The 21,511-nt window shown below is 70.1% G+C and carries 15 protein-coding genes; 14 read left to right on the top strand and 1 reads right to left on the bottom strand.

Features of this window, described 5'->3' with window-relative positions:
* The first annotated feature begins 4 nt into the window (after positions 1-4).
* From ACQ5DX_RS14755 to ftsY, 8 genes are all read left to right on the top strand, one after another.
* Complete coding sequence (locus tag ACQ5DX_RS14755) at positions 5-2,566, top strand: DUF4118 domain-containing protein (protein ID WP_430333317.1); 2,562 nt, start codon at positions 5-7, stop codon at positions 2,564-2,566.
* The gene (locus tag ACQ5DX_RS14750; RefSeq protein ID WP_430333316.1) at positions 2,563-3,243 is read left to right on the top strand and encodes a response regulator; all 681 of its coding nucleotides are present in this window, start codon (positions 2,563-2,565) and stop codon (positions 3,241-3,243) included. The genes ACQ5DX_RS14755 and ACQ5DX_RS14750 overlap by 4 nt, the downstream gene beginning before the upstream one ends.
* A gap of 96 nt (positions 3,244-3,339) precedes the next feature.
* Positions 3,340-4,956 (top strand): FAD-dependent monooxygenase, encoded by a 1,617-nt coding sequence (locus tag ACQ5DX_RS14745; protein ID WP_430333315.1) that lies wholly within the window; start codon positions 3,340-3,342, stop codon positions 4,954-4,956.
* 119 nt (positions 4,957-5,075) lie between these two features.
* Positions 5,076-5,504: an OsmC family protein gene (locus ACQ5DX_RS14740; RefSeq protein WP_430333314.1), complete on the top strand. Its 429-nt coding sequence runs from the start codon at positions 5,076-5,078 to the stop codon at positions 5,502-5,504.
* Between the two features lie 212 nt (positions 5,505-5,716).
* The gene (locus tag ACQ5DX_RS14735; protein WP_430333313.1) at positions 5,717-6,004 is read left to right on the top strand and encodes an acylphosphatase; all 288 of its coding nucleotides are present in this window, start codon (positions 5,717-5,719) and stop codon (positions 6,002-6,004) included.
* 22 nt (positions 6,005-6,026) lie between these two features.
* Positions 6,027-9,632 carry a chromosome segregation protein SMC gene (gene smc, locus ACQ5DX_RS14730; protein ID WP_430333312.1) on the top strand — a complete coding sequence of 1,202 codons (3,606 nt, stop codon included), beginning with the start codon at positions 6,027-6,029 and terminating at the stop codon, positions 9,630-9,632.
* A gap of 71 nt (positions 9,633-9,703) precedes the next feature.
* Positions 9,704-10,237, top strand: a complete 534-nt coding sequence (locus tag ACQ5DX_RS14725) for a glutathione peroxidase (RefSeq protein ID WP_430335674.1) — start codon at positions 9,704-9,706, stop codon at positions 10,235-10,237.
* A gap of 121 nt (positions 10,238-10,358) precedes the next feature.
* Positions 10,359-11,924: a signal recognition particle-docking protein FtsY gene (ftsY, locus tag ACQ5DX_RS14720; protein ID WP_430333311.1), complete on the top strand. Its 1,566-nt coding sequence runs from the start codon at positions 10,359-10,361 to the stop codon at positions 11,922-11,924.
* A 64-nt stretch (positions 11,925-11,988) separates the two neighbouring features.
* Here ftsY and ACQ5DX_RS14715 read toward each other — a convergent pair whose 3' ends face one another.
* Positions 11,989-13,131, bottom strand: a complete 1,143-nt coding sequence (locus ACQ5DX_RS14715; protein WP_430333310.1) for an MFS transporter — start codon at positions 13,129-13,131, stop codon at positions 11,989-11,991.
* A 142-nt stretch (positions 13,132-13,273) separates the two neighbouring features.
* On the opposite strand from ACQ5DX_RS14715, the gene ACQ5DX_RS14710 reads away from it, so the two are divergent.
* The 6 genes from ACQ5DX_RS14710 (at position 13,274) to ACQ5DX_RS14685 (ending at position 21,509) form a co-directional block, all read left to right on the top strand.
* On the top strand, positions 13,274-14,179 hold the full coding sequence (locus tag ACQ5DX_RS14710; RefSeq protein ID WP_430333309.1) for a LysR family transcriptional regulator: 906 nt from the start codon (positions 13,274-13,276) through the stop codon (positions 14,177-14,179).
* A 263-nt stretch (positions 14,180-14,442) separates the two neighbouring features.
* Positions 14,443-15,816, top strand: coding sequence for an ammonium transporter (locus ACQ5DX_RS14705; protein WP_430333308.1), 1,374 nt, complete (start codon positions 14,443-14,445; stop codon positions 15,814-15,816).
* 3 nt (positions 15,817-15,819) lie between these two features.
* A complete protein-coding gene (locus tag ACQ5DX_RS14700) occupies positions 15,820-16,158 on the top strand; it encodes a P-II family nitrogen regulator (RefSeq protein WP_430333307.1) in 339 nt (112 codons plus the stop codon).
* Positions 16,148-18,700, top strand: a complete 2,553-nt coding sequence (locus ACQ5DX_RS14695; protein WP_430333306.1) for a [protein-PII] uridylyltransferase — start codon at positions 16,148-16,150, stop codon at positions 18,698-18,700. Before ACQ5DX_RS14700 ends, ACQ5DX_RS14695 begins: the two co-directional genes overlap by 11 nt.
* 124 nt (positions 18,701-18,824) lie before the next feature.
* The gene (ffh, locus tag ACQ5DX_RS14690; RefSeq protein ID WP_430333305.1) at positions 18,825-20,408 is read left to right on the top strand and encodes a signal recognition particle protein; all 1,584 of its coding nucleotides are present in this window, start codon (positions 18,825-18,827) and stop codon (positions 20,406-20,408) included.
* A 6-nt stretch (positions 20,409-20,414) separates the two neighbouring features.
* A complete protein-coding gene (locus ACQ5DX_RS14685) occupies positions 20,415-21,509 on the top strand; it encodes an amidohydrolase family protein (RefSeq protein ID WP_430333304.1) in 1,095 nt (364 codons plus the stop codon).
* Positions 21,510-21,511 lie beyond the last annotated feature (2 nt).

The following is a 21,511-nucleotide window of genomic DNA, read 5'->3' as shown; positions in this document are numbered from 1 at the left end:
CGGTGTGAGCATTCCGGACTCGACGCAACCGCCCCGCCGCGGCACGCCGCGAGACCGGCGCCGTGGTGAGCTGAGGATCTACCTCGGCGCCGCACCCGGTGTGGGCAAGACCTACGCGATGCTCGGGGAGGCCCACCGCCGCCGCGAGCGTGGTGGTGACGTGGTCGCGGCCGTGGTGGAAACCCACGGCCGCGCCCGTACCGCCGACCAGCTCGTGGGGCTCGAGGTCATCCCACCGAAGTGCATCGAGTACCGCGGGACCTCGATGCCGGAACTCGACGTCGAGGCGGTCATCGCCCGGCGGCCGGCCGTGGTGCTGGTCGACGAACTCGCCCATACGAACACGCCGGGCAGCCGCAACGAGAAGCGCTGGCAGGACGTCTACGAACTACTCGATGCCGGGATCGACGTCCTGTCGACGCTCAACGTCCAGCACCTCGAGAGCCTCAACGACGTGGTGCAGCAGATCACCGGTGTGGTGCAACAGGAAACGGTGCCCGACGAGGTGGTACGCATAGCCACCCAGGTCGAACTCGTCGACATCACGCCGGAAGCGTTGCGGCGCAGGCTCTCCCATGGGAACGTCTACTCCGCCGACAAGGTCGACGCAGCGCTCGGAAACTACTTCCGTCGCGGAAACCTCACGGCGCTGAGGGAACTCGCCCTGCTGTGGGTGGCCGACCAGGTGGACGCCGCGCTCGCGAAGTACCGCGCCGAGAACAAGATCACCGATATGTGGGAGGCCCGCGAACGGGTGGTCGTGGCCGTCACCGGTGGGCCCGAGTCCGAGACCCTCATCCGTCGGGCCGGGCGAATCGCCAGCAAGGCCAGCGCCGAACTGATGGTGGTGCACGTCGTGCGCGGCGACGGTCTCGAGGGCGTCGCGGCGGCCGACATGGGCAAGGTGCGCAAGCTCGCGGGGAGTATCGGTGCGAGCCTGCACAGTGTCGTCGGCGACGACGTCCCGACGACACTGCTCGAGTTCGCCCGCGAGGTGAACGCGACCCAGCTGGTGATCGGCACGTCTCGGCGTTCGCGGTGGGCGCGGATCCTCGACGAGGGCATCGGCGCGGCGATCGTCCAGAAGTCGGGGAAGATCGACGTGCACATGGTCACCCACGACGAGGCCGCGACCCGGCACCGCATCTCGATCCTGGGGCGCGGGGAGCGCCGCCTGGCGTCGTGGCTCGCGGCGGTGGTGGTGCCGAGCATCGCGGCCGTCCTGATGGGGGCGATCGACCGGGTAGCGGGCGTCGGCGGCCAGAACGCGCTGTTCTTCGTGGTGGTGCTCGCGGTAGCGCTGCTCGGCGGTGTGGGGCCGGCGATCCTGTCGGCCCTCATCTCCGGGCTGCTGCTCAACTTCTTCTTCACCGCGCCGCTGTACAGCTTCACGATTGCGCAGCCCGACAACTTCATCACCACGGTGGTGCTGCTGGTGGTCGCCGTGGCGGTGGCCGTCCTGGTCGACGCCGCGGCCAAACGCACCAGGGAGGCCCGCCGGGCATCGCAGGAGGCCGAACTGCTGGCACTGTTCGCGGGGTCGGTGCTGCGCGGTGCGGACCTGCCGGCGCTGCTGGAGAAGGTGCGGGAGACGTACTCGCAGACGGGCGTCAGCCTCGTCCGTCGAGACGAGGGCGTGATCAGTTCCGCGGGCGCCTCGCCGCCGAGCACGGTCGACGAGGCCGGAACTGTGTGCGAGGTGGGCGACGGCGAGTACACGCTGCTGCTCGCGGGCGGCGAACTCGGTGCCCGGGACCGCAAGGTGCTCAACGCGGTCGCCAACCAGGCGGTGGGATTGATCCGGCAGCGGCAGCTGGCGGAGGAGGCCAGCAAGGCGTCGGCGCTGGCGGAGGCGGATCGACTGCGACGGTCGCTGCTGTCGGCCGTCAGCCACGACCTTCGGACGCCGTTGGCCGCCGTCAAGGCGGCGGTGTCGAGCTTGCGCAGCGACGACATCGAGTTCTCGCCGGAGGACACCGCAGAACTTCTCGCGACCGTCGAGGAGTCCACCGACCAGTTGACCGCCCTGGTCGGAAACCTGCTCGATTCGTCCCGGCTCGCGGCAGGCGTGGTCAAACCGACGCTGCGCCGGGTCTACCTGGAGGAAGTGGTGCACCGGGCGCTCGTCGGCGCCGGGTTCGGCGGGCCCGGATCTGCGCGACGGGTGCGCGACCAGGTGAAAGTCGAGGTGGGCGACGCCACGGTGATGGCCGACGCCGGGTTGCTCGAGCGCGTGCTGGCGAACCTGGTGGACAACGCGCTGCGCTACGCGCCGGACGAGCCGGTCCGGATCGGTGCGGCCCGAGCGGGCGACATGATGACGATCACCGTCGCCGACACGGGCCCGGGCCTCGCCCGCGGCACACACGATCAGGTGTTCGATGCTTTCCAGCGGCTCGGCGATCGGGACAACACGATCGGCGTCGGTCTGGGACTGTCTGTGGTCAGGGGATTCGTGGAGGCAATGGGTGGAACGGTCAGCGCGACGGACACGCCGGGTGGTGGTTTGACCATGGTCGTCGAACTGGCGGCCTGCCCGGACGGCAAGACGGAGGGAGCCCGATGACCCGGGTGTTGGTGGTCGACGACGAGCCGCAGATCCTGCGTGCCCTGCGGATCAACCTGAGCGTCCGCGGCTACGAGGTCACGACGGCGTCGACCGGGGCGGCGGCGCTGCGGGCGGCAGCCGAGAAGCATCCCGAGGTGGTGGTGCTCGACCTCGGCCTGCCCGACATGGACGGCATCGAGGTGCTGGCGGGGCTGCGCGGGTGGTGCACGGCTCCGGTGATCGTGCTGTCGGCTCGGACGGATTCGTCGGACAAGGTCGAGGCGCTCGACGCGGGCGCCGACGACTACGTCACCAAGCCGTTCGGGATGGACGAGTTCCTCGCGCGACTGCGGGCGGCCGTGCGGCGCGGCGCCGTGGCGGCCGATACCAGTGAACCGGTGGTGGTCACGGACTCGTTCACGGTGGATCTGGCGGCGAAGAAGGTCACCCGGGACGAGGCCGAGGTACACCTGACCCCCACCGAGTGGGGGATGCTCGAGATGTTGGTGCGCAACAAGGGCAAGCTCGTCGGGCAGAAGGAACTGTTGCGCGAGGTCTGGGGCCCCTCCTACGCGACCGAAACGCACTACCTGCGGGTCTATCTCGCGCAATTGCGTCGGAAGCTGGAGAGGGATCCGTCGAAGCCGCGCCATCTGCTGACCGAGACCGGTATGGGCTACCGCTTTCAGGAGTGATCACCAGGATCTCGGTCGCCCGGTGCCGCGCGGGGGCCGCATCTCCTGAGCATCGCCAGTAGAGTTGGTGCGGGCTGACCGAGGACGGTAGTGGCGATGGATGCCGAGCATGTCCCTGTTCTGATCGTCGGCGCCGGCGCGGCCGGGCTGGCGACATCAGCGTTGCTCGCGGAGCACGGGGTTCGTTCGCTGGTGGTCGAGAAGCGGCGCGAGATCTTCATCTACCCCAAGGCCCGCAATCTGAGCTTCCGCAGCCTGGAGATCCTGCGCGGCCTCGGGCTGGCCGACGAGGTGCACGCCGTCGCCGCAGGCGTTTCCAACATGGTGGTCAAGCCGACGCTGAACAGCCCCGTGCAGGAACCGGCGCTCGACGTCGACGCGATCTTCTCCCAGTTCGACGAGCTCAGCCCCGAACCGTCGGCGCAGTACTGCCCGCAGAGCAAGCTCGAGCCGCTCCTGCTCACATACACCCGCGGGAGCGGCAGTGACGTGCGCTACGGAACCTGGCTCCAGTCGTTCGAGCAGGACGACACGGGTGTCACCGCTGTTCTGCGCGAACAGGATTCGGGTACGGAGCAGACGGTACGAGCCGACTACCTGGTCGCTGCGGACGGTGCCCACAGCCGCATTCGCCACACCCTGGGGGTGGCCACCTCCGGGTACGGTCCGATTCCGATCTTCGTCGTCTTCGTCTACTTCCGTGCCGCCTGGCGACACTTGCTTCCCGGGCTGGCCGAGGGAGATGGCGTTCAGGTCAAGAATGCCGACGTGGACGGGATTTTCCTGGTGGCCGAGGGGGATCTCGGCATGTTCGTCACGACCTACTTTCCCCGCGAGGGGGAGACCGCCGAGCAGTTCACCCCGCAGCGCTGTCGCGACCTGCTCCTCGCGGCCATCGGTGAGCCGACGGAGGTGCAGATCGTCGATGTCGTCCCGTGGCAGCCCTGCGAGCAGGTAGCCGCCCAGTTCCGGTGTGGACGAGTCGTTCTGGTCGGCGACACGGCGCACACCATGCCGCCGTTCAAGGCCGGGGGCGCCAACGTGGCCATCCAGAGTGCCCACAATCTGGCTTGGAAACTGGCTGCGGTCCTCGACGGCACGGCCGGGCCGGGGTTGCTGGACACATACCACGCCGAGCGGCACCCGGTCGGGCGGTTCTGCGCCCGCCAGTCGCTGACCGGGCCGTCGTTGGCGTTCATGCGGTTGGACGACGACAGACCGCACCTGTCGCCGGGCGAGGAACAACCTCTGTTCTCCATGCTTGCCGGCTACCGCTACCGGTCGGCCGCGGTGGTGACCAGCGAGCCCCCGGTGGCCGACCCGGACACGGTGTCGTTGGTGGAGAAGCTGCGGGCACAACCGGGCACCCGGATGCCGCACATCTGGGTGCGGCGAGGCGGTGAACGGGTCTCGACGCTCGACTTGCTGGGTCCCAGGTTCACCCTGATCACCGGGGCCGACGGAGCCGGGTGGTCCGTTGCCGCCGCGTCGGCGTCGTTCGCGCTGGGGGTCCCGATCGCCGTGCACCGCATCGGCACCGACGGCGACGTCGCCGACCCGGACGGTGCGTGGGCGGCCGCCACCGGGATGGCCCCGTCCGCGGCGCTGCTGATCCGGCCGGACGATTTCGTCGGATGGCGCGCAGAGGAGATGCCCGCAGAACCCGGCCACGAGTTGGGGCGTGCGCTCTCGGCCATCCTCGCCCGAGATTGATGCCCGGTACCGCTCAGATCGTGCAGCTTCCCGAGCTGTCGCCGGGGGTGCTGGACGTTCTCGAAGCGGAGTGCAGGTGCAGGAGGGCGCCCCGAACGGACATGGCAGGATCTTCGAGCATGGCTGAACAGACTCCCGCACCGACCGAACTGTGGGTCGAGCGCACCGGCACCCGCCTCTACACCGGGCGTAGCTCCCGCGGTGCCGAGGTGCGTATCGGATCGGAATCGGTGGAGGGCGTCTTCACCCCCGGTGAGCTGCTCAAGATCGCCCTGGCCGCGTGCTCCGGCTTGAGCTCGGACTTCCCGCTCTCGCGTCGGCTCGGCGACGACTACGACGCCACCATCCGCGTGTCGGGTGCCGCGGATCGGGAGAACGAGGTGTACCCGCACCTCGAGGAGACCCTCGAACTCGACCTCAGCGAACTCGACGCCGAGGCGCAGGAGCGGCTGGTCGCGCTCGTCGAACGCTCGATCGACAAGGTGTGCACCGTGGGCCGCACCCTCAAGGCCGGTACCGACATCACCCTGAACATCACGCGGGGCTAGTCGCCGACAACGAATTCGCGTACTTCGCCACTGGAAACATCACGGCTTCAGGACTTTTCGGGATCGGCGGCGGACGATTGACGCCGCAAACGGGACAACCCGCGAGCGGTGTACCGTCGCGTCCGGTCCCACGATGCCCGACGGGCCCGCCCACCTCGGCAACGGCGATCTGCTGACCACCCGCAATCCCGTCGGGGCCGATAATGAGCACCATGGACGACTCGGATGCGACCGAACGCCTCACCGCCTGGGTACACGGCTACGTCCAGGGGGTCGGCTTCCGGTGGTGGACGCGCTCCCGGGCGCTCGAGCTTCGACTCGTCGGGCACGCCACCAACCACGCCGACGGCCGCGTCCTCGTGATCGCCGAGGGGCGGCGTGGCGCGCTGGAACGGCTGCTGGGGTTGCTGCGGTCGGGGGAGACACCCGGGAGTGTGACCCTCGTCGTCGAACACTTCGGCGCGGCGCGCGGGGGCCTTTCCGGGTTCGTCGAGCGTTGATCCGCCGGTAAAGTCCACCGTCATGCACCTGAAGAGTCTGACGTTGAAGGGATTCAAATCCTTCGCGTCCGCGACGACTCTCCGCTTCGAACCCGGCATCACCTGCGTGGTCGGCCCCAACGGGTCGGGCAAGTCGAACGTCGTCGACGCGCTCACATGGGTGATGGGGGAGCAGGGTGCCAAGGCGCTGCGCGGCGGGAAGATGCAGGACGTCATCTTCGCCGGCACCGCGGGCCGGGCCCCGCTCGGCCGCGCCGAGGTCACACTGACCATCGACAACTCCGACGGTGCCCTGCCGATCGAGTACTCCGAGGTCTCGATCACTCGCCGCATGTTCCGCGACGGCGCCGGTGAATACGAGATCAACGGCCAATCGTGCCGCCTGATGGACGTGCAGGAACTGCTCAGCGACTCGGGCATCGGTCGGGAGATGCACGTCATCGTTGGGCAGGGCCAGCTGGCGGCGATCCTCGAATCGCGACCCGAGGAGCGGCGCGCGTTCATCGAGGAGGCCGCCGGTGTCCTCAAGCACCGCAGGCGCAAGGAGAAGGCCGTTCGCAAGCTCGACGCGATGCAGGCCAATCTCGCACGGCTCACCGACCTCACCGCCGAACTGCGGCGTCAACTCAAGCCGCTCGGGCGGCAGGCCGAGGTGGCCCGGCGGGCGCAGACCGTGCAGGCCGACCTGCGCGACGCGCGGCTGCGACTGGCCGCCGACGACCTCGTGAACCGCCGCGCGGCACTCGCGAACCAGACGCACGACGAGAAGCTCGCCCGCGAGCAGCAGGAGGCGGTGCAGACCGCCCTCGACGCCGCCACCGCGGAACTCGGCGGCCACGAGCAGGCGCTCGCCCGGCTCGCGCCGCAGGCCGAGGCCGCCGGACAGACGTGGTTCCAGCTGTCGGCGCTCGCCGAACGGGTCGGCGCGACCATCCGCATCGCGCAGGAACGCGCGCGCCTCCTCGAGGCCGAGCCGGTGACCGGGCGGGGCCAGGACCCCGACGAGATGGAGGCCCGCGCCGAGCGGATCGCGCAGGAGGAGGCCGAGCTGGTCGCGGCCGTCGAGGTGGCCCGCGCGACGCTCGAGGCCGCCGGAGAGCAGCTGGCCGAACGCGAGGAGTTCGCGGCGGAGGCCGAACGCGCCCACATGGCCGCGGTACGCGCGGTCGCGGACCGGCGCGAGGGGCTGGCCCGACTCGCCGGGCAGGTCGACACGCTGCGCACCCGCACCGAGTCCATCGACGCCGAGGTGGCACGCCTGGACGTCGCGATCGAGGAGGCCCGGCAGCGGGGCGACGCCGCGCAGACGGAGTTCGACGCTGTCGCGGCCACCGTCGACGACCTCGACGCCGGTGAGGTCGGGCTGGACGGGCAGCACGAGCGGGCTGTCGCGGCGCTCGACCTCGTCACCGAGCGGGTGACGGAACTGCAGGCCGCCGAGCGTGCCGCCGGGCAGGAGGTCGCGTCGCTGCGGGCCCGCATCGACGCGCTCTCGATCGGGCTCGAGCGCAAGGACGGCGGCGCCTGGCTGCTCGAACATCACGGCGACCGTGGGCTGGCCGGTCCGGTGGCCGAGTTGCTGCGTGTCGAACCAGGCTTCGAGGCCGCCGTTGCGGCCGTGCTCGGTCCCGCGGCCGACGCGATCGCCGCTGAGTCCCCGGAGGCGGCCACGACCGCCGTCCGGGCGCTCAAGGATGGCGACGGCGGCCGGGCGTCGCTGCTGTTCGGTGCCGAAACGTCGCTGCCGGCAACACGATCGGACCTTCCCGATCGGGCCCGGTGGCTCCTCGACGTCGTCGACTGTTCGGACACCGTGCGTGCCGGTGTGGCGGCGCTACTCGGCGGGGTCGCGGTGGTCGATTCGCTCGCCGACGGCGTGGACCTGGTGGGTGCGGTCGCCGGCGTCAGTGCGGTGACCCGCGATGGCGACCTCGTCGGTCCGGGCTGGATCACCGGCGGATCGGACCGCCGGCCCAGCACTCTCGAGGTGCAGGCCGCGATCGATGCGTCGGTGACGGCACTCGCCGACGCCGAACGTCGGGCCGAGGAACTGTCGGCGGCGCTGGCGGGGGCCGTGGCCGAGCAGCGCGACCGAGCCGAGGTGGCCGAGCAGACCCTCGCGGCGCTGCACGAGTCCGACGCCACGATGTCGGCGGTCTACGAGCAACTCGGACGGCTGGGGCAGGCGGTGCGCGCGGCGCGCGCCGAGTCCGAGCGCTTGGTCGCGCAGCGGGCGAAGGCCGAGGCCGGTCGGGGTGAGGCGCTGGCGTCGCTCGCGGAACTGGAGGAGCGGTTGCGCCGCGTGGAGGAAGCGCAGCCCGGAGCGGACCCGGCCGACCTCGCGGGCACAGGCGGCACCGACGCCGAGCGGGAGATGGCGGCTGCGGCGCTCACCGAGGTGCGTGCCGTCGAGGTCGAGGCCCGGCTCGCCGTCCGCACCGCCGAGGAGCGTGCGGAATCCGTTCGCGGCAAGGCGGATTCGTTGCGCCGCGCGGCGCAGGCCGAGCGTGAGGCGCGGGCGCGTGCCGAGCGTGCGTTGCGCGCCCGGCAGCAGTCGGCGGCGGTCGCGGCCGCGGTGGCGGAGGCCGGCGGGCGGGTGGCCGCGCGGCTCGAGGGCGTGGTCGCGGCGGCCGCGGCGCACCGCGACGAACTGACCCGGCTACGCGCGGCGCATGCCGAGCAGGTCGAGGCGCTCAAGGAGCACGTCCGTCAGCTCACCGCGCAGATGTCCGCGCTCACCGACGCCGTCCACCGCGACGAGGTGGCCCGCGCGCAGGCCGCGCTGCGCATCGAACAGCTCGAGGAGATGATCCTCGAGCAGTACGCCATCGCGCCGGACGACCTGATCGCCGAGTACGGACCCGACGTCCCGCTGCCGCCGTCCGAACTGGAGATCGCAGAGTACGAGCAGGCACGCGACCGCGGCGAGCAGGTGGTGGCCCCCACCGCGCAGCCGTACGACCGGGCGACGCAGGAGCGGCGCGCCAAGCGGGCCGAGAAGGATCTCGCGACGCTCGGCAAGGTGAACCCGCTGGCGCTGGAGGAGTTCGCGGCGCTCGAGGAGCGCTACAACTTCCTGTCCACGCAGCTCGAGGACGTGAAGAATGCGCGCAAGGACCTGCTCGGCGTGGTCGCCGACGTCGACGCGCGGATCCTGCAGCTGTTCACCGAGGCATACGCCGACGTCGAGCGGGAGTTCGTCGAGGTGTTCGCGACGCTGTTCCCCGGCGGCGAGGGCCGGCTGGTGCTCACCGATCCGTCGGACATGCTCGCCACCGGCATCGACGTCGAGGCCCGCCCTCCCGGCAAGAAGGTCAAGCGGCTGTCACTGCTGTCCGGCGGCGAGAAGTCGCTCACTGCGGTTGCGATGCTGGTGGCGATCTTCCGGGCCCGGCCGTCGCCGTTTTACGTGATGGACGAGGTGGAGGCCGCGCTCGACGACACCAACCTGCGGCGGCTGATCAGCCTGTTCGAGCAGTTGCGGGAGAAATCGCAGCTCATCGTCATCACTCACCAGAAGCCGACGATGGAGGTCGCCGACGCGCTGTACGGCGTGAGCATGCGCGGCGACGGCATCACCACCGTCATCTCGCAGCGGCTGCGCGGCGAAGACCTGGTGGCCGGCTGACCCACGAACGTCCACTCACACGCGTGCACCCGCACGTACCCATCCCCACACCAGAACACATGGGAGAACCGATGAACGCCCACAACTTCCCCGTCCAGACCGCCGACGGCGCCACCGAGGACCTGAGCGCGTACAAGGGCAATCTGCTGCTGATCGTCAACGTGGCGAGTAAGTGCGGACTCACCCCGCAGTACGAGGGCCTCGAGACGCTCTACCAGGCCAAGAAGGACAGCGGCCTGCAGATCGTCGGCTTCCCGTGCAACCAGTTCGGGGACCAGGAGCCCGGCGACAACGCCGAGATCCAGCAGTTCTGCAGCGTCAACTACAACGTCACGTTCCCGGTGTACGCCAAGATCGAGGTCAACGGCGACGGCGCCCACCCGCTGTACGAGTACCTGCGCGCCGCGGCCCCGGGCGACTTCGGCCCCGACCACGGCTTCCTCTACGAGCACGTCAGCAAGACCCGCCCCGAGGCGATCGGCACCGACGAGGTGAAGTGGAACTTCACCAAGTTCCTCGTCGACCGCGACGGTGAGGTCGTCCGCCGCTTCGAACCGACCGTCACCCCCGAGCAGATCGCCGAGGAGATCGCCGAACTGCTGTAGCGCCGAGTCCGCATGTGGCACTCGGGATCGGATCCTCGAGTGCCACGTGCGGATCCGCGATGCGCCCCGGCCGACTCGCCCGGGGACGCCAAAGCCCCGAGCAGCCTGACAGGATGTTGGGGTGACTACCGGAGCCTGGATAGCAATAGCGGCCGTACTGGCCGTCCTCGTCGTTGCGCTCGTCGTCGGCCTGACCCTGGCCCGGCGCCGCCGCATCAGCCTCGCCGCGCCAGAGAAGCCCGAGCTGACAGAGCAGCCGAAGGACCGTTCGGGCGGATACCAAGCTGGTGGCGGATTCAACTTCAGCCAGGGTCCGACGGCCACCGCGCCGCCCAAGGTGCCGCCCGCGGCCCCCACGACGCCGCCGGCCCCGCCCGTACCGCCGGTCGCACCCCCGGTGCCGCCGGCCGCGCCCGCTCCGAAGCCCGAGCCGGTCACCCCGGCTGTACCCGAAGTGAAGCCCACGGTTGCCCCCGAGCCCGTTGTCGAGCCCGAGGCTCCCGTTGTCGAGCCCGAGGCTCCTGTTGCCGAGCCCGAAGCACCCGTGGCCGAACCCGAGGCGGTCACTCCGGCCGAGCCCACGGTGGCACCCGAGCCGGTGGTGGAGGAGGCTGCGCCAGTTGTCGCACCCGAAGCTCCCGTTGCCGAGCCTGCGGCTCCTGTAGCTGAGCCCGAGCCGGTCGCCCCGGCCGAGCCGGTCGTCCCGGCCGAACCCGTCGCCCCGGCCGAGCCGGAGGCGGCACCCGCCCCGGTCATCGAGGAGATTGCACCCACCGAGGGCCGGCTGGATCGCCTGCGTGGTCGGCTGTCGCGGTCGCAGAACGCGGTCGGCAAGAGCCTGCTCGGTCTACTCGGCGGCGGCGACCTCGACGAGGATTCGTGGGAGGAGGTCGAGGACACGCTGCTGATCGCGGACCTCGGCACTGCCACCACCACCAAGGTCGTCGAGCGCCTGCGCGCCGAGATGGCGTCGCGGGGCGTGCGGACCGAAGCCGAGGCCCGGGCGCTGCTGCGTGAGGTCCTCATCGACGAGCTGCACCCCGAGATGGATCGCTCCATCCACGCGCTGCCGCACGGCGATCATCCCGCCGTACTGCTCGTCGTCGGTGTCAATGGCACCGGCAAGACCACCACCACCGGCAAGCTGGCCCGCGTCCTCGTCGCCGACGGCCGACGCGTCCTGCTCGGCGCAGCCGACACGTTCCGTGCCGCCGCCGCCGACCAGCTGCAGACGTGGGCCGAGCGCGTGGGCGCCGAGGTCGTTCGCGGCAAGGAGGGCGGCGACCCGGCCGCGATCGCGTTCGACTCGGTCGCCAAGGGCATCGAGGACGGCGTCGACGTCGTGGTCATCGACACCGCCGGACGCCTGCACACCAAGACCGGCCTGATGGACGAGCTCGGCAAGGTCAAGCGCGTGGTCGAGAAGAAGGCCGTCGTCGACGACGTCCTGCTCGTCCTCGACGCCACCGTCGGACAGAACGGGCTCATGCAGGCCCGCGTGTTCGCCGAGGTCGTCGACATCACCGGCGTCGCGCTCACCAAGCTCGACGGCACCGCCAAGGGCGGCATCGTCTTCCAGGTCCAGAACGAGCTCGGGGTCCCGGTCAAGCTCGTCGGCCTCGGTGAGGGCGCGGACGACCTGGCTCCGTTCGAGCCGGCGGCGTTCGTCGACGCGCTGCTCGGCTGACACACCGTTCCACCCGCCGCTGCCCGGTCCCTGCGCTCAGGGGCCGGGCAGCGGCCGTCAGTGATCACATTTCCCGAAGTGGTCGGTCACGGCCGGCGGCAACAGCCACGGCCGTTGCCGCCAGTACTGCGGACGCGTACAACAGCGGCACGATGCCGGCGCGCTCGATGACGATGCCGCCGGCGAAGGCGCCCAGGGCGATGGCTGCAGTGAACACGCCTACGTACAGTCCGGTCACGTCCTCGACGCGGTCGGGGGCCATGCTGGTCATCCACAACTGCGCGGCGACGGACAGCCCGCCGTAGGAGATTCCCCACAAGGCGATCCCGAATGCCGCTGCGGGGGTTCCGGTGCCGAGCAGTGCAAGGGTGACCAGCGCGATCGTGATCCCCGCAGCCAGCAGCAGCACCGTCGCCCGCGGTCGGCGTGCGGCAAGCGCGCCCGCGGCGAAGTTGCCGAAGAGTCCGAACACACCGAAGACCAGCAACAGCAGTGCGATCACGTTCGCCGAGAGCTGGGCGCGGAGTTCCAGGATCGGGCGAATGTAGGTGTACGCGGCAAAGTGTGCGGTGACGAGCAGGACCACCACGACCACACCGATGACGACCGTGGGGCGTACCAGTGACCTGGGCCGGCTCGACGCGGTGGTGTCGACCGACTGGGCCTGGGGGCGGCGCAGTCGGGGAAGGACGAACAGTAGGACCACCGCCAGCACGAGAGCGGCGGCGGACAGCGTGCCGAAGGCGGCTCGCCAGCCGATGCCGTTCGCTATGAAGGTCCCCAGGGGGACTCCGAGGACGGACGCTGCGGCGACTCCACTGAGGGCAAAGGAAACTGCCAATGCGGTGTTCCGTGGTTCCACCAGCCGGACGGCGACTGCCGAGGCCATGCCCCATACCGTCCCCATCCCGATCCCCAGGACGATCCGTGAGACCAACAGCATCTCGAATCCATCTGCCAGTGTTGTCAGCGCATTCCCGGCCGCCAGGACGATCATTGCCACCGCCAGGACGACCCGGCGATCGACGTCGCCGAGCAGTCGGGGCACCACCGGTGCTGTCACTGCCGACACCAGCCCGGTGATCGTCAGACTCACCCCGGATGCCCCTGGGGAGATACCCAGACCCGCTGCCATCGGGGTGAGGACGCCGACCGGGAGCATCTCGGAGGTCACCACCAGGAAGGTGCACAGTGTCAGCACCGCCACGGCCAGCCACTGTGCCGCTGACGTGCGGCGACCGGGAGGGGCGGAAGCGGGTGAAGAAATCGTCATGGGTGTACTTCAGCGCGTTCGTGGCCTGTTGATCAACGGCGATCTACTCACGTATCGATGAATTAGGCTTATCGATATGAGTCGTGGGACACCCGCACTGAACCCCGTCCACGTACAGCAGATCGAGTGCCTCATCACTTTGGCCGAGGAACTCCACTTCGGTCGGACGGCCGAACGTCTGGGATACACACAGTCACGCGCCAGCCAGCTCATCGCATCCTTGGAATCGCACGTCGGGGCTCGACTTGTCGAGCGCACGAGCCGCAGGGTTTCCCTGACTCCGCTCGGGGAACAGTTCGTCGCAGAGGTCAGACCGACGTACCGAGCGCTGGCCACATCCTTCGCGCGAGCCCGCGGCCGCGCGAAACACGGTGCCCTGCAGGAACTCAGCGTCGGATTCACCGGAATGGTCTACGAAGAGATCGTCCGTACCTTCCGTGCCCTCCGCGACGCACAGGGCGTCGCCGTGCGCATCCACGATCTGCCGCTGGGCTCGCCGTTCGCGGCCGTCCTCGACGGAGAGATAGACGCTGTCATTGCCGAACTGCCGGTGCACGACCGCGAACTCACCGTGGGTTTCCGCTTTCCACCGCAAGACCAGTTCGTCGCCCTCAGCAGCGAACACCCGCTCGCCGACCGCGCGACCATCGGCTTGGAAGACCTCGCACACGTCGACCTGCTTCACCGGATCGGTGAAGCCCCCGACTACTGGAAGGCCGCCCGCACCCCACCGGTTACTCCGTCCGGATCTCCCATCACATCGAGCACCGGGATCACGACCCTGCAGCAAGGACTGGGCCTCGCGGCCTCCGGTCGTCACGCCATGCTCGTCTGCCGCCCCGTCGCCGAGCACAACAATCGCAGCGACCTGCGGTACCTACCCGTCGTAGGGCTCGAACGCAGCAGCCAACTCGGCCTGATCTGGAGAACCGACCGCACCGCTCCGCCGCTCAGAGCGCTCGCGGCGCTCCTCGCGGATTGACGACGTCCCGGAACCTCTCTCGCACTGCGCGGCGTCCGGAACCCCGCTGCGGGGGACTCACGTCGGGACCATTCCCGGCGGCAGGTCTGCCGTTCGCAAAGTGTCAGATGTCCGCCTTCTCCGGTCGAATCGGAACGGCGAAACTCAACCGCAACACAACCAGCCGGTCCGTTCACGTATCCGAAACTCTTCGAACCCACAGATGAAACACCGCGTGAGCACTCTTTCTGATCAGAACGACAACACTGACGAGGAGGCTCACCGTGGACTTTCCCACTATCGGAGCCCCGGACACCGGGGACACCGCGTGGATGCTTACGAGCGCCGCGCTGGTGCTCCTGATGACGCCGGGCGTCGCGTTCTTCTACGGCGGCATGGTCCGCGCGAAGAGCGTGCTGAACATGATCATGATGAGCGTCGGCGCGATGGGGGTCGTCGGCGTTCTCTGGGTGCTGTTCGGCTACTCCATGGCCTTCGGTGACGACAAGGGCGGAATCGTCGGGGATCCGACCGAGTTCTTCGGACTGAAGGGGCTTTTCGGCGGTCAGTACCTCGCTGATGCGGACACGGGCGCGGCCGCGGCCATCCCGTTGGTCGGCTCCATCCCGGCTCTCGTGTTCGTCGCTTTCCAGGCGATGTTCGCGATCATCACCGTCGCCCTGATCTCGGGCGCGGTGGCCGACCGCATGAAGTTCGGTGCCTGGCTGCTGTTCGCGGGCCTGTGGGCGACGGTCGTGTACTTCCCGGTCGCGCACTGGGTGTTCTCCTTCGACGGCGTCACCGCCGAGACCGGCGGCTGGATCGCCAACAAGCTGAAGGTCATCGACTTCGCCGGTGGCACCGCGGTGCACATCAACGCCGGTGTCGCGGGTCTGGTCCTCGCCCTCATGCTCGGCAAGCGTCGCGGTTGGCCCATGACGCCGTTCCGGCCGCACAACCTGCCGTTCGTGATGCTCGGCGCGGCCCTGCTGTGGTTCGGCTGGTTCGGTTTCAACGCCGGCTCGGCGCTCGGCGCGAACGGGGTCGCCGGAGCCGCCTTCGTCACCACCGTCGTCGCCACCTGTGCCGCCATGCTCGCGTGGCTGCTGGTGGAGAAGCTCCGCGACGGTCACGCCACCACCCTCGGCGGCGCGTCCGGCATCGTCGCCGGCCTGGTCGCCATCACCCCGGCCTGTTCGTCCGTCGACGTCCTCGGCGCGATCGTCGTCGGTGTGGCCGCCGGTGCGCTGTGCGCGCTCGCAGTGGGCCTCAAGTACCGCTTCGGCTTCGACGATTCGCTCGACGTGGTCGGCGTGCACCTCGTCGGTGGTCTGGTCGGAACCCTGCTCGTCGGCCTGGTCGCCACCGAGACCGCGCCGGCCGGTGTGAACGGGCTGTTCTACGGCGGCGGTTTCGATCAATTGTGGCGTCAGGCGGTCGGCGCAGGCGCCGTACTCATCTACTCCTTCCTCGCAACGGGGGTCATCGCGCTTATCGTGAAGGTCACGATCGGACTGCGGATTCGTGCCGAGGCCGAGGCTCGCGGCGTGGACGAGAGCGAACACGCCGAGAGTGCCTACGACTTCGTCGCGCTGGCCGGAAGCCCGGTCCAGGGACGCACGCCGGCGCCCATCACCGTCGCTGTCAGGGAGGCATAGGACATGAAGCTGATCACCGCAATCGTCAAGCCGTTCACTCTCGAGGACGTCAAGACCGGACTCGAACAGGCCGGCGTACTCGGCATGACGGTCAGCGAGGTCCAGGGATACGGACGCCAGAAGGGCCACACCGAGGTGTACCGGGGTGCCGAGTACTCGGTCGACTTCGTCCCGAAGGTGCGGGTCGAGGTGGTCGTCGAGGACGCCACCGTCGACAAGGTCGTCGAGGTCATCGTCGAGGCCGCCCGCACCGGCAAGATCGGTGACGGCAAGGTCTGGGTCACGCCGGTCGAGTCGGTGGTCCGGGTCCGAACCGGGGAACGGGGTGGCGATGCGATCTGACCCCCACGGGTCCGGATTCGACGGCCCTGATCCAGTCGCCACCACGGCGGCGGGGTCGGGGCCGTCCGGGTCTCACGGACCCGACACGAACCACCCGGGCGAGGCACGCGACCTCGCGCGGGCCCGCGACCAACTGCTCGCGGGCGGCTCCCGACAGCATCGCCTCGACGCCGCGTCGCTGCGGAACGCTCTGGTCGATCTGCACGAATTCTGGCTCACCACAAAGGGAAACGAACTCGGCATCCGGCCCGACTCCGGCTTCGCGATCGTCGCCGTCGGTGGGCTCGGTCGACGCGAGATGATGCCGTACTCGGATCTCGACCTGATACTGCTGCACGACGACGTCGCACCCGCGCGCGTCGCCGAGGTGGCCGACCAGTTGTGGTACCCGTTGTGGGACGCGCACATCAAGCTCGACCACAGCGTTCGGACCGTGCCGCAGGCGCTGCAGGTGGCGGCCGGTGATCTCACCGCGACCCTGGGCATGCTCGAGGCCCGGCACATCGTCGGCGACATCGAGCTGAGCCACCTGCTGATCGGCGGCGTGCGCCGGCAGTGGCGCACCGGAATCCGTTCGCGCTTCGACGAACTCGTCGAGCAGGCGCAGGCGCGCTGGGCGCGCAGCGGACAGATCGCCCACCGCGCCGAACCGGACATCAAGAACGGTCGCGGCGGGCTGCGCGACGTCCAACTGCTCAATGCGCTGTCCATCGCGCAGCTCACCGACGGGATGCCGGGCCTGGGACCGGACACCCCCGGGGGCGGCCTGGCGTTGGCGCACCGTCGGCTCCTCGACGTCCGCACCGAGCTGCACCGGGCGGCGGGGCGCTCACGCGACCAGCTGCGCGCGCAGGACGCGGACGAGATCGGTGCCGCGCTGCGGATCGGCGACCGGTTCGACCTGGCCCGCACGCTCAGCGACTGCGCGCGGACCATCGGATACTCCGTCGACGTGGGCCTGCGGACCGCGAACAACTCGCTGCCGCGGCGGGGCCTGTCGAAGCTGCGCCGGGTGCCGATGCGCCGGCCGGTCGACGAGGGAGTGGTCGAGCAGTCGGGCGAACTAGTGCTCGCACGCGACGCGCGCCCGAAGCGGGATCCGGGGCTGATCGTGCGCGTCGCGGCGGCGTCCGCGGCGTCCGGGCTGCCGATCTCGGCGTCGACGCTGGGCCGGCTGTCCGACAGCGCCCCCGAGCTGCGGGAACCGTGGCCCAAGGGCGCGCTGAGCGACTTCCTGGTGCTGCTGGGCTCCGGGCAGCGGGTGGTCCCGACGATCGAGGCCCTCGACCGCACGGGCCTGTGGGGTCGGCTGCTCCCCGAGTGGGGAGCCGTGCGGGACCTGCCACCGCGCGATGCTGTGCACACATGGACCGTCGACCGGCACCTCGTCGAGACCGTGGCGCAGGCCGCGGCACTGACGACTCGCGTCCCGCGGCCCGACCTGTTGATGCTCGGTGCGCTCCTGCACGACATCGGCAAGGGGCGCGGCGGCGACCACAGCGAGGTCGGTGCCGAGCTGGCCGCGCAGATCGGGGCGCGGCTGGGGCTGTGGCCGTCGGACATCGCGCTGCTGACCGGGATGGTGCGTCACCACCTGCTGCTCCAGCAGACCGCGACGCGGCGCGACCTCGACGATCCCTCGACCGTGCAGATGGTGGCGGACAAGCTCGGTGGCGACCCGGTGCTGCTCGAGCTGCTGCATGCGCTCGCCGAGGCGGATTCGCTCGCGACCGGTCCGGGCGTGTGGGGCGACTGGAAGTCGTCGCTGATCGGCGAGCTGGTGCGGCGGTGCCGGCTCACGATGGCGGGGGAGCCGTTGCCGGTGCCCGACCCGATCGATCCCGATCTGGCGGAGCTGGCCGCTGCGGGCGGTGTGCACGTGGCCCTGGTGCCGGGGACGTCGGCGCACACGTACGTTGTGACGGTCGTCGCGCCCGACACGCCCGGCCTGCTGTCGCACGAGGCGGGTGTGCTGGCACTGAACTCTCTGCGGGTGCTGTCGGCGTCGCTCGGCCACCACGGCGAGGCGGCGGTCAACTCGTTCGTCGTGGCTCCGCGGTTCGGGGCCCCGCCGCAGGCCGGGCTGCTGCGCCAGGAACTCATCCGGGCGATCGCGGGCGAGATCGACGTGCTCGCCCAGCTCGACACGAAGGAACGGGAGGCTCGCGAGAACCAGCCCCTCGAGGACCACACCGCGGCGGCCGTACCCGTCCAGTACGCGCAGGCGCCGCCGCGCGTGATCTGGTTCGACGCCGACAGCGGAGCCACCGAACCGGGCCAGGCGATCGTCGAGGTACGCGCCGAGGACCGGCTGGGCCTGCTCAGTCGGCTGGCGCGGGTGCTCGAGCGGCACGGCGCGGACGTGCGCTGGGCGAAGGTCAGCACGCTGGGCTCGTCGGTGGTCGACTCGTTCTGCATCCGGCTGGCCGACATCGACACCCGCGCGCAGCGCGTGCGACTCGAAGGCGCGATCCTGTCTGTGGTGCCGTCGCCGCAGCCGAAGAAGGAGGACGGGGCCTCGTCGGCCGAATCCACCGCCTGACGGCGGTCCCGTTCGTCGTTTCGCCCAGGGTTGCCGCGCGGTATCTCTCGATCGAACGGTTACCCTGGTCGGAGAATGTTCACGGCCCGCTACCAGGCCAGCACAGAGCTCAGGAGCGCACTCGGTGTTCGAATCCCTTTCCGACAGGTTGACCGGAGCCCTCAAGGATCTGCGTGGCAAGGGTCGACTCTCCGGAGCCGACATCGACGCCACGTGCCGCGAGATCCGTCTCGCACTCCTCGAGGCCGATGTCGCGCTGCCCGTCGTTCGCACCTTCATCGCGAAGATCAAGGAGCGTGCGAAGGGCGCCGAGGTCTCCGGGGCGCTCAACCCGGCGCAGCAGGTCGTCAAGATCGTCAACGAGGAGCTCGTCGGCATCCTCGGTGGTGAGACGCGCCGCCTGCAGTTCGCGAAGACCCCGCCGACGGTGATCATGCTGGCCGGTCTGCAGGGTTCCGGTAAGACCACCCTCGCCGGCAAGCTCGCGAAGTGGCTCAAGGGCCAGGGCCACACGCCGCTGCTCGTCGCGTGTGACCTCCAGCGTCCGGGCGCCGTCAGCCAGCTGCAGATCGTCGGTGAGCGCGCGGGCGCGGCCGTGTTCGCCCCGCACCCCGGCACGTCCATCGGCGGCGGCGAGAATCCGCTCGGCATCTCGGCCGCGGACCCGGTCGAGGTCGCCCGCGCCGGCGTGGAGGAAGCCCGAAACAAGCAGTACGACGTCGTGATCGTCGATACCGCCGGCCGCCTCGGCATCGACGAGGAGCTGATGCAGCAGGCCGCGGGCATCCGCGACGCCGTGCAGCCCGACGAGACGATCTTCGTGCTCGACGCGATGATCGGCCAGGACGCGGTGCACACCGCGGAGGCGTTCAAGTCGGGTGTGGGCTTCACCGGTGTCGTGCTCACCAAGCTCGACGGCGACGCCCGCGGCGGTGCCGCGCTGAGCGTCCGTGAGATCACCGGCGAGCCGATCCTGTTCGCGTCGACCGGTGAGAAGCTCGAGGACTTCGACGTCTTCCACCCCGACCGCATGTCCAGCCGCATCCTCGGCATGGGCGACGTGCTCACGCTCATCGAGCAGGCCGAGCAGGTGTTCGACGCGCAGCAGGCCGAGGCCACCGCCGCGAAGATCGGCTCCGGCGAGCTGACCCTCGAGGACTTCCTCGAGCAGATGATGGCCGTGCGCAAGATGGGTCCGATCGGCAACCTGCTCGGCATGCTGCCGGGCGCCGGCCAGATGAAGGACGCGCTCGCCAACGTCGACGAGAGGCAGCTCGACCGCATCCAGGCGATCATCCGCGGCATGACGCCGGCCGAGCGTGAGAACCCGAAGATCATCAACGCGTCGCGCCGCCTGCGCATCGCGAACGGTTCGGGCGTCAAGGTCTCCGACGTCAACCAGCTCGTCGACCGCTTCTTCGAGGCCCGCAAGATGATGGCGGCGATGGCGGGCCGCATGGGCATGCCCGGCGCGCGCAAGCAGCTGCGCAGCAAGAAGGGCAAGAAGGGCAAGAAGGGCGGCAAGGGCCCGACGCAGCCGAAGATCAAGGGCGGCTTCCCCGGTGGCCTGCCGGGCGGATTCCCCGGGATGCCGGGTGGCATGCCCGCCGGCTTCCCCGACCTGTCGAGCATGCCCAAGGGCCTCGACCAGCTGCCCCCGGGCCTCGAAGGCATCGATCTGTCGCAGCTCAAGCTCCCCAAGAAGTAGGCCGCGGTGACGTCGTTCCACCTGCGGGGCACCGGTCTGCCCGACGAGCAGCCGTTCGAGCTGTGGATCCGGGACGGCAAGATCGCCGACGAGCCGGTGCCCGGGGCACAGACGCTGTGCACCGAGGGCTGGATCCTGCCCGGCCTCGTCGACGCCCACTGCCACATCGGGATTCGCTACGGCGGCGGCGCCGAGGACCTCGACGGGGCGCTGGCGCAGGCCCGCATCGAGCGGGACCGGGGTGTGCTGCTGGTGCGCGACGCCGGTTCCCCGGTCGACACCCGCTCGCTCGACGACGTCCCGGGGCTGCCGCGGATCATCCGCGCCGGCCGGCACATCGCCGCGCCCAAGCGCTACATCCGCGGGCTGCCGGTGGACCTCGAGGACGAGTCGCAACTGCCCGACGAGGTGGTGCGGCAGGCGCGCGCCGGCGACGGCTGGGTGAAGCTGGTGGGGGACTGGATCGACCGCGAGGTCGGGGACCTGGCGCCGCTGTGGAGCGACGGCATCCTCGTCGAGGCGATCGCGGCCGCGCACCGCGAGGGTGCCCGGGTCACCGCGCACGTGTTCGGCGAGGACGCGTTGCCCGGTCTCATCGAGGCGGGGATCGACTGCATCGAGCACGGCACCGGTCTCACCGACACCACGATCGCGATGATGGCCGAGCGCGGAACCGCGCTGGTGCCGACGCTGATCAACATCGACAACTTCCCGGAGATCGCCGACGGCGCGACCCGCTTCCCGGTGTACGCCGCACACATGCGGGACCTGTACGCGCGGGTGAACGACACCATCGGCGCGGCGCGCGACGCCGGTGTCTCGATCTACGCGGGCACGGACGCCGGTGGGCACGTGCGGCACGGCCGGATCGCCGACGAGGTCGCCTCGCTCGGCAAGGTCGGCATGACGCCCACCGAGGCGCTCGGTGCCGCGTGCTGGAATGCGCAGAGCTGGCTCGGCGGCGGTGGCCTCGCGGTGGGTGCGCCGGCCGATCTCATTGTCTACGAACAGGATCCGCGGACCGGTCCGCAGGTGCTGTCGGAGCCGGCGCTGGTGATGGTGGGCGGCGAGGTCGTGACGGCGCGGGGATCGTTCGCCTGACC

This window comes from Rhodococcus sp. ACT016 (genome assembly GCF_050477185.1).
Lineage (GTDB): Bacteria > Actinomycetota > Actinomycetes > Mycobacteriales > Mycobacteriaceae > Prescottella.
The sequence above is the reverse complement of the archived record's forward strand: the minus strand, read 5'-3'. Positions and strand labels throughout refer to the sequence as shown.